Below are 12,381 nucleotides of genomic sequence, written 5' to 3' on the forward strand. Positions count from 1 at the left end.
CCCTCACCAACCAGCTGCACCGTCACGATGACCAGCCCCTGGTCGAGCACCTTCACCGGCTACTCGCTGCCCTGACGTGCCTGCGCCGCGCCGAAGCCGGCGACCCAGCGACCGCCACCGCCCCGGACGGATCAACCGGGACCGACGCAGTTGTCGGCTACTGGCGGCGGTGCGTCACCCACGCGGCGCACAGCCTCGTCGCACACATCACCGCCCCAGAAGACACATTGACCCGTTCCGCATAGCCCGCAGTCCCGCCTGTCGTCGGGGGAGCGGTGGCCGCCCCGATGACCGCAGGCCACCGCTTCCACCCGACAAGGAATCACGTACCCACCCGATCACCCCCTCACGCTCCGCAGTGCCCTCGGGGCGGCTGTGCATATCCGCACCACGATCCCGTTCAGGCCACCCACCCCGGGAGCACCGATGACCAACCCGACGATCCGTCACATCACCGATATCCCTCGTGCCCGGCTGCAAGGCCTCTACACCCTCACCCGGTACTACCGCGTCGGCGTCACCACCCTGTGCGCGGTCGTTGCCCGCACTCCCGACCTGGCCACCTCCACCGCAACCCTGTCCAGGTACGGCGCAGACCACGCATGGATCCCAGTGGCCACCGAGCCGGCGACCACCTGGCATCACCGAACCCCCTTATGGGGCCACCGCGCCAGCACACCCAACGGGCAAAGCGGATTCGCGGTACTGCGCGAGATCGCCGACCGCCTGCTTGACCATGCCCTGATCACTGTCCCTGAGCTGCAAAAGCTGGAGTGACCCGATGACGAACCCGGTCGCCATGGCCTGCGCTGTGTGCAGGCAGGTCCTCAACACGCACATCCCCTACGGATCAACGAAGCGACACTGGAGGCACCCGGCAACCGCCGCCTCCGACCATGAACCGGTCCCCACGCCGGCGGACACGCTCTCCGACGTCATCTACCACTGCGACTTTTGCAACGACACGTCCGTGGCGTTCGCGTACTCCACCACCGACGACACCACCATCGTCATCGCGTCACCGCGCTTCACCGACCAAACCCGCCGCGAGCAAGTCGGCCAGCACACTTGGATGGAGCGCACCATCGACGCGCCAGCCATCGACATCACCACCAATCGCTCCCTCGGAGGGTGGCTCGCCTGTGCCCCGTGCGCCGAATTGGTCGACATCCGCGACTGCGAACGACTGATCACCCGCTTCCGACGCAGACACCCCGAGCTCAACGCGACCAGGAAGCACCTGCGCGCCAACTACATGGCGTTTTTCCGAGTCATCGGCCTCCGCGCGCCGTTCGGCGAGCAGCAGACGTCCCCATGACCGCACGCACCCCGTCGGCCGATCCGAGATGGCGGGCCCGGCGCACCGCGCCGGCAAGCCCGCAGCTCATCTCATTGGCCACCTCCGGTCCCCACTGGCGCCGGCCCCGGGACTGAACGCCCCGTGCGCCAACGATCACGAGAGCACAGGAGACCACGATGCCCGAGGCATTCTCTTGGTTCACACCAGACATCCCGCCGAATCCGACCCCCTCGCCGTCCACGGCAGCAGTGGAAGACCCGCCTATCTACGCAGAACTTGCCCGCACCCACCTCACGCTGGCCCCGCGCGCGAAACCCATCGCATGGCCCACTGCACAGCAGGCAGCCGACGCGGCGGCGCGCGCTCACGCGGACCACACCGCGATGGCGTTGTCCCACAGTGCTTCGACGACGGCTCCGGACCCCGCCGCCACGGCCCCGCCGCCTCAGGAGGCCACCGCGTCCACTGTGCCGCCCCACATCCGTGCGTGACCGCCCTTCGTCGGACGGACCCGCGGGGCGGCAGCACCCAACGCACCACGACGTCGCGCCCGCACCTGGGCCTCCGAACGTGCCAGCCGCACAGGACACCCTGCCCGCGCCACCAACCTTGAGGCTGTACATCACGCACGGAAGCAAATCCACACTGCCCTTCCCCGCACCGGCGCGCCGGCTCTACACCGGAGCGCGTTTCGCACCGTGCTCCCCGTGCTCTGCACCCAAGCACGCCTCACCGCACGGCGGGACCTGCACACCCAGGTCCTGATCCTGTCTCGGCACCACGGACTGATCGGCCCGGGCACCCTGATCGAACCCTACGAGCAGCCACGCGAACGCTCCGCCGCTCTCGCGCCCCACACCCTGGCCGAGCAACTCACCGACATCGTCGACGAGCATCTGCACGTCACGATCACGGCGTACACCACACGGGCGAACGTCGGCCTACTGAGCGCGGCGATCGCGAAGGTAAACACCGGCGCCATCCTCGCACTCGGCGCCGCGTTCGCGACCGCGCATGGAATTGGCGACCAGAACAAGGTGGTCTCCCAACTGCGGCGCGAACAGAAGCAGCGGATGGCCGAGTACGAATGGCACGTCTAGCGCGCACCGTCAGCTACCGACGCCCCATCAGGCCGACCTGACCATGCGCCGACCTGACCCACCACACAGGCGAGCCGACCGCGGCTCGCCTTCCGTGTGCCTGCAGCACCTGTGTCCGACCGTCTGCCGACCTCACCGACCACTCCGCGGCAGCGTGTCCATGAACGGAGACGACCCCCCGATGACTGACACCTGGACCATCGCCATCCCGGAAACCGTTGCGCAGGCGCGCCTTGCGGAGAACCCGCCGACGTTGGATGGCATCGGCCACGTGACCCAGATCAGCGTGAACGCCGGCGCGTTGCGCGTGTCGCTCACCTTGACCAACGGTGCCGAAGTCACGCTCGAAGAGGATATCGAAGGAATGACGGTCCTTGACGACGAGAACGAAGTCCTGGAACCCGATGCGTTGGCCGCCATGGTCGGCCCGGACGCCGACCCAGACCGGATCACCATGGCCCTCGACGATCTCTGGCTGACCGTGACCACCATTTCCGACGCGCTCATCTCAGCAGTCCTCACGGCTGTGGCACCGACCGTGGTCGACCTCCTCAACACCTCCACGAGGTGACGAACAGCGCCACTGGCACCTCAACCCTGCATCAGCGGGGCCAAGCCCGCGCAACCCGCCGACATAGCCAAGGAGGACCACTGCACGATGTCCACGACCGCACAGATCGACAACTTCCTCGGCGAGTACCGCTTCCTGAGCAACTTCTACCCGCACACCATCATCGGAGCACACGGAATCCAGTACCCGACCGCCGAAGCTGCCTCCCAGGCCGGCAAGACCACAGATCGACGCGAACGCGAACGCATCGCCGCCGCGAGCACACCGAACGAGGCGAAGCGACTCGGTCAGAAGGTCACGTTGATCCCCGGCTGGAACGAGCGTGGCCGGCACGTCGTCATGCGGGCGGTGCTGCGGGCGAAGTTCTCCGACCCTGAGCTTGCCAGCCGGCTCGTGCTGACCGGAGAAGCCACACTGGTGGAGGGAAACTCGTGGCACGACCAGTTTTGGGGTGACTGCCGTTGCAGAGGCTCCGCGTGTGAACGCGTCGGCGAGAACTGGCTTGGCCAGTACCTGATGGCGCTCCGAATGGAGCTAGCCGGCTAAGCCGAGGGATGACTGGCATCAGGTCAGCCGGCGGCCAGTACCCGCCAATCCCGACAAGCTCAAACCCCGCACAGTAGCCGCCCAAACCTGGCCACCGTGCTGGCCGCGTACCCAAACAGCGCCGGGTCAGACCTGACGACAGATGGACGCCCGATCCGTCGGTAACCGCGTCGGCAACGTCGGCGCGTCAACATCGCGCTGAACTGGAGATACTCATGCCCGACCTCGACACGATCCGCAGCGCCCGGATCTACCTGGCCCGCGTAGCAGAACCACCGGCGCCAGCGTTGGCACAGTTCGTCGCGCAATTCGGCCCCATCACCGCCGCCGAGCGGGTCCGCGCCGGCGACGTGCCCGACGACGTCGCCGCGGAGACCCGTCACCGCCGCCGCATCACGGACGCCCGTGATGCGGACTTCTGCGGCGCCAGCAGAGGAATCCACCTCCTCATTCCCGAGCACACCGACACCTGGCCAGCCGCGGCAATGGACGCGCTGCTGCGGACAGCAGAGCATGGCGGGCCACCGCTAGGTGCTCCGCTCGCGCTGTGGGCCCGCACCGACCTCGACCCGATCGCGCTGCCGGAACTGCTGGAGAGCGGCGTCGCCCTGCTCGGCGCCCGTGCCGCAACCAGCTACGGCGAAACGGTCGCCGCCGACCTCGGCCACGACTTGGCCCAGCAGGGCATTACCGTGACCAGTGGCGCGGCGTACGGAGTCGAAGGCGCCGGCCTGCGCGGTGCCCTGATGCGCGGCGGACGCGCGGTCGCCGTGCTCGGCTGTGGCATCGACCGGGACTACCCCCACGGCCACCGCTCTCTGTTGGCCGACGTCGCCGCACACGGTGTGGTGCTCAGCGAGTACCCGCCCGGTGTGCTGCCGGCGCGCCACCGGTTCATGGCCAGGAACCGACTTCTCGCGGCCATCAGCTCGGTCGTGGTGATCGTGGAAGCCGGCGTCCGCAGCGGAAGCCTGGCTGCGGCGAACACGGCCCGCATGGTGAACCGCACGGTCATGGCGGTGCCCGGACCGATCACCTCGGCCACATCCCGCGGCACCAACCAGTTGCTCCACGACCACGCAGCCACTGCCGTGACCTCCATCAAGGACGTGCTGGACGCACACCGCGAGGCGGCCCAGCCCGGGTCCGCGAGCGTCCATACCGCACCGGCGATCCGGGCGGTTGCCACCCGGCTGCCCGCAGACGAACACGCCCAGGTGTTTGACGCCGAGCCCGTCGACTGACCCTCCTTCAGCGCGGCGACCCGACACCGGGTCGCCGCCCTGACCGCCGTTGCGGACGCCCCGCGTACGAACGAGCGCACGGTCGCCTGGCCGGTACCTGATGGAGCGCAACACGGAGCTGGCCGCCTGCCGCGATCCAGGCCCGCCATGCGCATCATCGCCGTCGCAGGTGGAGGAGATCCGCAGCGAACCCGACGTGGACATCCCAATGGGGTGTGTCCATGTCGGGCGACATGCGCGCACCCTCCTCGCGTCGTGGACATGAAGGACACCCGCCGGGGAGATCCGCATACCCCTCACCCGGGGTGCTATCCGGTGGGTCTCGACGATGCCGCTAGAACGTCGGTCCCGCCTCATTTCCTCCAGTAAGGACACCCCGCTATGCCCGCAGGACCACTCCGCCCGCGCACGATCTCCGAGTACGCCGAGATGATGGACGCTGCGGCCGCCCGTACGCAGAAATTCTGCGCCGACCAACCTGCTCAGCAGGAGGTGCGTACCGCGCTACTTCGCGCCGAAAAGGACGTTCACCAAGGAGGCTGGGACGGCCAACCCAAGATGTTCTTCCTCCAACAGAACACCCGGACCCACCGCATCCGCTACACCGAGTTCGAGACGTTCCCGCGGATGCTGTCGGAGGTGCCCGGCCGGACCGCGGACATACTCGACCGGCTCGCCGAGGTCTACGAGTTCATGCGCCGCCAGGTCCATGTCCCAGCCGTCGAGATCGACCAGGCCCTGAGCGGGCTACCCCTCACCGTCCGTGACATCGTCTTTCGCGCGCGAGCCAACCCCGACGCTGATCTGTTCGACATCACCGGCCGCAACTGGCGCTTCCACGGCGTGGGTATGGCCTGTGAGGCCTGGATGGCTCTCAACGACGGCGAGGCCACCGAAGAACTAGTGTCCTGCGCCTAAAGTTCGTTGATTAATTGTAGGATTGACGGATGGCAGGTAGAGGCCGGCCGGTGGCCGCTGTGGTGTTAACCGACGAGGAACGCGAGACGCTTCAACGGTGGGCGCGGCGGGCGAAGTCGTCGCAGGCATTGGCACAGCGATGCCGAATCGTGCTCGGGTGCGCGGCCGGCGGATCCAATCAGGACGTCGCCGCCGAGTTGGGGATCTGGCCGCAGACGGTGGGCAAGTGGCGACGACGGTTCCTGGACAGGCGCCTGGAGGGCTTGGTGGACGAGCCACGTCCGGGCGCCCCGCGCAAGATCACCGACGAGCAGGTCGAGGAACTGGTGGTGGCCACGCTGGAACGGACCCCGGCCGATGCCACGCACTGGTCGCGGACCTCGATGGCGGCCGAGAGCGGATTGTCCAAGTCGACGGTCGGACGGATCTGGAAGGCGTTCAACCTCAAGCCCCACCAGGTCGACACCTTCAAACTCAGCAACGATCCGCAGTTCGTCGACAAGGTCCGCGACGTCGTCGGGCTCTACCTGAATCCGCCCGACAAGGCGCTGGTCCTCTGCGTCGACGAGTTGGGTCGGACCGGGGCGCGTTGACGTCCTTACGAACGTTACGTTTCCCCGGCCCGCCCGCCGAACCGGACGTGCCCATTCCTGAGCATCCGGCTCTCCACGAGCCCGTGTCAGCGGATCACTTTGCTGGTTCTGGCGTTATGACTGCCCAGGGTGTAGGGATGTTGGCCGCCCGGTATCGGTAACGGCTGACCGTCACCGTCTGGGGCTGGAACAACGTCACCTCGTCCTCCGTCGGTCGCCACCCCGGAAGGTAACGGCGCATGAGGACGGCCCACTTCGTTTTGTTGTGCCGCTTACGAATCCACCGCACTACCCGATGCCAGGCGTAATCATCGAGGTAGTGGAAGGTCGCCTTCGACACACCATGACGGAAGTAGACGCACCAACCCCGCAGCACCAAGTTGAGTTGGCGCAGCAGGGCGGCAAGTGTTGGATGCGACGACCTGCGGGTCAGCGCGCGGACCCGCCCGACGATCGAGGCCAGCGCCTTCTTCGACGGGTAGGTGTAGACCACGCGCTTGTCCGTGCCCCGCTTCCGTTTCCGCTGGATGCGGAACCCGAGGAAGTCGAAGCCCTCATCGATGTGACAGACCCTCGTCTTGGCTGCCGACAACCGCAGGCCCATCGGGGCCAACAGTCCGGCCACCACCTCCCGGAGGTCTTCGGCATGCCGCTTCGACCCGGACACCAGAACCACGAAATCGTCCGCGTAGCGAACGATCCGATAGGTGGCCGACCCCTTGCGGCGCGCCACGAACCGCCGATACGAGGTGCCGCTGGCCGCCCATGCCCGGGCGAAATGCTCGTCCAGGACTGACAGGGCGATGTTGGCCAGCAACGGAGACAGGATCCCGCCTTGGGGTGTGCCGGTACTGGTGTTCCTGACCACGCCGTCCTCGCTGAGGACGCCCGCATGCAGGAACGCCTTCACCAGAGCCAGAACACGTTTGTCCCCGACCCGACCACGCACCCGGTCCATCAGGGCCGGGTGGTCGATCATGTCGAAGCACGCCTCGATGTCCCCTTCCAGGACCCACTCATACGAGCGGGACGTGAACTGGTGGATCTCCGCGATCGCATCCTGGGCCCGGCGCCGAGGACGGAAACCGTAGGAACACGGTTGGAAGTCCGCCTCGAAGATCGGCTCCAGTACCAGCTTCAGAGCCGCCTGCACGGTGCGGTCCCGCGCGGTCGGGATACCCAAGCGACGCAGATTCGCGCTGCCCGGCTTGGGGATCATCCGCTCCCGCACGGGCATCGGGTCGAACCGCCGCTCCCTGAGATCTCGCCTCAAGGTGGGCAGGAACCACTCCTCGGCGGCGAACACGGCGTCCGGACGGACACCATCCACCCCCGCCGACCGCTTACCCTTGTTGCCCCTGACCCGCGTCCACGCCACAACGAGAACAGCCGGGTCACACACCAAATTGAACACGTCGTCGAACCGGCGACCAGGACCATCGATCGCCCACTGATGCAGCTTGGTCTGGATCCGCAGTACCCGCGCCTCGGCCTCCTCGACCGTCGGCCACAGCACACCCGTATTCACCGGTGATCTCCTGCCCTTCCGTTCCCATCGCCGCGGACTCGCTGCCGCCCTTCGCCATGTGGCCGGCTTTCCCGACCTCGGACTACTACGACGGCTCCGCCACGCCCCGGCCCGCTCAGCCGACGACGAGCCTGCCCGCACCCGACCTGGACGGCCAGCACGCGGGACCAGCCCGGGACGCTTCCCACGTTCACCACACACCGGTCGACGGGGTCGGTGCCCAGCTTTGCCCCTGCGACATCGCCACGAGTACGCCGCAGCCTTTCCTCGCGGCCTCCCTGCCGGCGTCTTCACCCGGCCCGAAAGTCACCCGCCCTGTCCCGGACATCCGGTCAAGACAGGTGTGCGTCGCGCTCCGGCCCGCATCCGCCAGGTTGGAGCCGGTGTATCTCTTGAGAGGCTTTAACCGCTGGTTCCTCACGTACACCTTTCCGTCTCGCTAGGTGAGCCCGAGCCGTCTGGCAGTGCCGGCCCGTCTCCTCGTTGTCAGGGCTGCTCCCACCCTCCCCGGCGCCTCCCGGATCAGGCTGCCCTCAGCTTCATCGACCTGCTGCGACAGGACGACGGCGGAGGTCTCTCACCTCCACCCGATAGTGCAGCGCCTCGTGGCGCACGAAGTCGCAGATCCAGGCGCTGGACCGGTCCGCGCCGATGCTGCCGATGATGCCCGGCCTGCCGCAGCGCCGTACCCATGACTACATCCGGCACGGCATCACCACCCTGTTCGCCGCGCTCGACGTGGCCAGCGGCGAGGTGATCGGCTCCATCCACCGCCGTCACCGCGCGGTGGAGTTCAAGAAGTTCCTCACCACACTGGACAAGCAGGTGCCCGCCGACCTTGACGTGCACCTAATCTGCGACAACTACACCACCCACAAACACCCCACGATCAACAAGTGGCTGGCCGCGCACCCCCGCTTCCACATGCACTTCACCCCGACCTACTCCTCCTGGCTCAACCAGGTGGAGCGATGGTTCGGCTTGCTGACCGACAAACGCCTGCGTCGAGCTGCGCACAAGTCCTTACGTGCACTGGAAAACGACATCCGCGACTGGATCACGACGTGGAACGCCGATCCCAGGCCGTTCGTGTGGACCAAGGACGCTGACGAGATCCTCGACCGCCTCGCCTCATATCTTGACCGAATTCCTGGCGCAGGACACTAGCCCGTGACCACAAACTCTATACCCACCCCCGGCGCATCGAAGTCCGCGAGGTCTACTACGCCGCCCGTGACGGCTGGACGTGGGAAGTGATGAGGGCGCGACGGACGCCGACCATCGCCCTACCCCGGCACTGCATCGTCTTTCACCGCGACAACGACTACCGCGTGATCGGTGGTGTCCCGCACGCACTCACGCGCATCTGCAACGCCATCGCCTCCAACCCGGTCCCCATCGTTCCCGCTGATGGGCCGGGCAACGAATAGCCGCAGATCTGCATCGGCGCCGACGAAGTGGTCCGTCACTCCGGCACCGAGTTGGGCCAGCGCGTGCTGATCGACCAGCTCCTGGCCGAGGTCCTCCTCATCCTGCGCTGTTTGCAGCGCGTGCGGGAGCCCGAGCGTTCGGAAGACCGCGAGGTTCACGACACGCGCTCGGGTTCATGAATGCGACGCACGGGTCATAGGTATCACCGTGTCGTCGGGATTCCGGAAGTGATGTCAACAATCCGGAGGGGCGCCCCAAGCAGCCAACATCCCCCGTCCCAGCCCTCGAGGTGTGCGAGCGTCCCAGATGAACTCGCGGGATTCGAGGTATCAACAAGGTCAGCCGCAGCAGCGGTTGCGGAACTGGCGGTCAGCCCAACGAGGGCACCCCCAAGACGACCCGTGCGACTCCGCTCTTCCGACGAGTTCCGGCGAGTTCACCGAAGAGCCCCGTTCTGCCCCTGGTCCACCTGCCCGAGCGCATGCCGACGCCCCCATCGGTAGCAGCTCCGCTCACACCTGTTCGAGCACCTGCCCCTAGAGGGGCGCGACCAGGCCCACTGACAGTCCGGAAAGAATGCTCAACCGATTCCGCAAGCCGCGCTGACCGACATCCGGATGATGGTCAAAACCTGCTCATGGGCATGCGCCCTACGGTGACACGCACGAGGGGCGCTGCCTCGCGGAGACCGTCATGGCACCGGACGACTGGTTGTCAGGCGGGGCTCTCTGCCCGTCGACTGAGACGGACCGCCGACCTGCGGCGATTCCCAGTGCAGACAAGGAACCTGACCGCCGATCCCGAGCTTCGCTTCACCAGTGGCTCGCCACCGTCGCCGCAGAGCAGGATTGCCAGGCTCCGCGACCCCGATCTTCTCGATTGGTGGCGCGCGCATTCCCGCGACTGTCAGGCCTCACCGCGTGTGGATCACAGAGCTGACCGCCGCCATCGGGCTTCCATCTGCAGCTGTTCGCCACGGTCGTGGCAGCGCCACACCGCTGCGCCGCTGCCCGCAATAGCATGCATTTTCAACCCGAAAGGATGCCCTCATGACGTTCGCACTGAGCGCAGCGGATCTGCCATCGCTAAACTCGATGACGAAGTACCCGTCAATCCCCACGTATCACCGCCTGGACTCTTCGAATGGCAGCCTTGCTGAGCCGACCGTGCCCTTCGAAGGGGAGGTGATTGGGACTGAGAAGATCGATGGCACGAACGGTCGGATCATCACCTTCCCCGACGGCAGGTACATCATCGGGAGCAGGGAGGACCTGCTGTATGCCAAAGGTGATCTGATCTCCAACCCCTCCCACGGGATCGTCGCTGCGCTCAAGCCCGTCGCGGACCGCATGGATCCCGACGTCCACGACCAGATCCGAGTGCACTACCTGGAGGTATACGGCGGGAACATCGGCAGGATGGCGCGACAGTACACCGGCTCCGACCATGTCGCCGGCATCATGTTCGACTGCGTCGTCATCAGTGACTATGTCGAACTACTGTCCTGGCCTATCGAGCGGTTCAGCCATTGGCGGGAAAACGGTGGACAGCGCTTTCTAGGCGAGAACGAACTCTGGGACGAAGCACTGAAGCACGGCTTCACCCTTGCCCCACGCCTGTTCACCCTCAACGCCACCGAGTTGCCTACGACGATCGAAGCCACGCGAGCATGGCTGAGCGAGCGACTCCCGCGCACTCTCGTCGCGCTCGACGATGCCGCCGGCGCACAGGCAGAGGGCGTCGTACTGCGTGCCGCCGACCGCCGTCTCATCGCCAAGGCGCGCAACCAGGACTACGACCGCACCATCCGGCGAGCCCGCAAGTAGCGACTGCAGAGATGCACCAGCCTCAACCCGCGTCGACCCCCTCGCCGCCGTCACCGACGTTCACGTCGGACGGAACGCAAAGGTGCGCCGCCCGACAACCATCCTGCACCACAAGACAGAGCAACACTGCGACCGCCGCCTCGGCGGTCCAGCGCACGCTCACGCTCGCGGCCACCGGCGTTGCGTTCGGACTGGCCGATCGGGCGCTTGCCACGCGCTGAGCACCGGGCCTCAGCCACACGTGCTGAGCCCCTCAACTCTCCCCATAGAAGGGAAATCTGCCATGGACGCAGCCGAACACCCATCCCCGGACCGACCAGACCCCGCCCGCAGGATCACGCTCACCGACAGCGGCTCGCTCATCGCTGCGATCCCGTCGGTGATCGGGTTCCACCCCCAAGCCTCACTTGTCGTGGTGACCCTGCAGGACGACATGATCAGTGACGTCGTGCGGATGGACCTGGCGCCGCCACCGCAGTACGGCGCGCTCATCACCGGCCTGATCAGATCGGTACGGCAGTTCAACGGGAAGACAGCCGTGCTCGTCATCGTCAGCGACCAGCCAGATCCACGGCACGATGATCTCGTGCGGGGCGCAGTCGCCGCCCTGGCCGACATCACTGTGCCCGTGCGGCACGCCCTGTCGGCCCCATCCACCGCCGGCGGTGTGCCCTGGCGCTGCTACCTGCACGACGACTGCGAGGGTGAGGTGCCCGACAGCACCGCCACCGAACTGGCCGCCGAGATGGTCCTGGCTGGCAATGTGACCTTCCACAGCCGTGACGACCTGAACCGGCTGCTCGAACCGCCCGACGTCGACCGCGTGACCAGGATCAGCAGCCTGATCGACACAGCTGCCCAGACCGATCGCACCACCAGCGCCAAGTATATGGAACTCATTCGCGACGCCATCACCTCCGACACTCTGCCCACCACCGACGAGGACCTCGTCCGCCTCGCCCTAGCCCTGTCCGACTACCGGGTCCGCGACGCGTGCCTCGGCTACGCACTGGACCCTCAGGCCGCCACCGCCGCCGAGACGCTCTGGCTCGAAAAACACCCAAAAACCTGCCGTCCCCGGACCGCGCCGAGGCCGCAGTCCTGCTGGCCGCGTGCGCCTGTCTTCGTGGCGCCGGACGCCTTGGCCACCATCGCTGTCAATGAAGCCCGAAAGGCCCTGCGCGGTCACAATCTCGCGGACGTCCTCTACGGTGCCATCATCCACGGCGTTCCTGTCGCCCAGGTCCGGCAGCTGGTCACCAAGGCTGCCACCGACGCACGCGCCGACATCGAGACCGACGCAGACGCCGCCTCGGCGCGTTGA

General features: G+C 66.8%; 13 protein-coding genes and 1 pseudogene. 12 read left to right on the top strand and 2 right to left on the bottom strand.

What is annotated here, in order from left to right:
- The 9 genes and pseudogenes from KUTG_RS64990 to KUTG_RS51460 all read left to right on the top strand — a co-directional run.
- On the top strand, nucleotides 1-245 hold a 245-nt coding region (locus tag KUTG_RS64990), incomplete at its 5' end, for a hypothetical protein (protein ID WP_232241391.1).
- A gap of 181 nt (nucleotides 246-426) precedes the next feature.
- A complete protein-coding gene (locus KUTG_RS51425) occupies nucleotides 427-777 on the top strand; it encodes a hypothetical protein (protein WP_043727447.1) in 351 nt (116 codons plus the stop codon).
- A 4-nt stretch (nucleotides 778-781) separates the two neighbouring features.
- The gene (locus KUTG_RS51430; RefSeq protein WP_043727449.1) at nucleotides 782-1,318 is read left to right on the top strand and encodes a hypothetical protein; all 537 of its coding nucleotides are present in this window, start codon (nucleotides 782-784) and stop codon (nucleotides 1,316-1,318) included.
- Between the two features lie 680 nt (nucleotides 1,319-1,998).
- Entirely contained in the window at nucleotides 1,999-2,400 is a 402-nt protein-coding gene (locus KUTG_RS51435; RefSeq protein WP_157495407.1) for a hypothetical protein, read from the top strand.
- Between the two features lie 181 nt (nucleotides 2,401-2,581).
- Nucleotides 2,582-2,971, top strand: a complete 390-nt coding sequence (locus KUTG_RS51440) for a hypothetical protein (protein ID WP_043727453.1) — start codon at nucleotides 2,582-2,584, stop codon at nucleotides 2,969-2,971.
- Nucleotides 2,972-3,058: 87 nt separating this feature from the next.
- On the top strand, nucleotides 3,059-3,517 hold the full coding sequence (locus KUTG_RS51445) for an NADAR family protein (RefSeq protein WP_043727454.1): 459 nt from the start codon (nucleotides 3,059-3,061) through the stop codon (nucleotides 3,515-3,517).
- A 215-nt stretch (nucleotides 3,518-3,732) separates the two neighbouring features.
- On the top strand, nucleotides 3,733-4,761 hold the full coding sequence (locus KUTG_RS51450) for a DNA-processing protein DprA (RefSeq protein WP_052396439.1): 1,029 nt from the start codon (nucleotides 3,733-3,735) through the stop codon (nucleotides 4,759-4,761).
- A gap of 432 nt (nucleotides 4,762-5,193) precedes the next feature.
- Nucleotides 5,194-5,679 carry a hypothetical protein gene (locus tag KUTG_RS51455; RefSeq protein ID WP_157495408.1) on the top strand — a complete coding sequence of 162 codons (486 nt, stop codon included), beginning with the start codon at nucleotides 5,194-5,196 and terminating at the stop codon, nucleotides 5,677-5,679.
- Nucleotides 5,680-5,708: 29 nt separating this feature from the next.
- Nucleotides 5,709-6,248, top strand: a pseudogene (locus KUTG_RS51460) (IS630 family transposase); the annotation flags it as partial.
- Between the two features lie 118 nt (nucleotides 6,249-6,366).
- Here the strand turns inward: KUTG_RS51460 and ltrA are convergent.
- Nucleotides 6,367-7,800: a group II intron reverse transcriptase/maturase gene (ltrA, locus tag KUTG_RS51465; protein WP_043714528.1), complete on the bottom strand. Its 1,434-nt coding sequence runs from the start codon at nucleotides 7,798-7,800 to the stop codon at nucleotides 6,367-6,369.
- Between the two features lie 624 nt (nucleotides 7,801-8,424).
- Here ltrA and KUTG_RS51475 point away from each other — a divergent pair.
- Nucleotides 8,425-8,967 (top strand): IS630 family transposase, encoded by a 543-nt coding sequence (locus KUTG_RS51475; RefSeq protein ID WP_369794618.1) that lies wholly within the window; start codon nucleotides 8,425-8,427, stop codon nucleotides 8,965-8,967.
- A gap of 119 nt (nucleotides 8,968-9,086) precedes the next feature.
- On the opposite strand, the gene KUTG_RS51480 is transcribed toward KUTG_RS51475, so the two are convergent.
- On the bottom strand, nucleotides 9,087-9,389 hold the full coding sequence (locus tag KUTG_RS51480; RefSeq protein WP_052396440.1) for a hypothetical protein: 303 nt from the start codon (nucleotides 9,387-9,389) through the stop codon (nucleotides 9,087-9,089).
- 891 nt (nucleotides 9,390-10,280) lie between these two features.
- Between KUTG_RS51480 and KUTG_RS51485 the strand changes: the two genes are divergently transcribed.
- On the top strand, nucleotides 10,281-11,057 hold the full coding sequence (locus KUTG_RS51485) for an RNA ligase family protein (protein WP_043727457.1): 777 nt from the start codon (nucleotides 10,281-10,283) through the stop codon (nucleotides 11,055-11,057).
- Nucleotides 11,058-11,340: 283 nt separating this feature from the next.
- The gene (locus tag KUTG_RS51490) at nucleotides 11,341-12,381 is read left to right on the top strand and encodes a DUF4192 domain-containing protein (protein ID WP_084580845.1); all 1,041 of its coding nucleotides are present in this window, start codon (nucleotides 11,341-11,343) and stop codon (nucleotides 12,379-12,381) included.

The organism is Kutzneria sp. 744 (assembly GCF_000568255.1).
Classification (GTDB): Bacteria; Actinomycetota; Actinomycetes; order Mycobacteriales; family Pseudonocardiaceae; genus Kutzneria.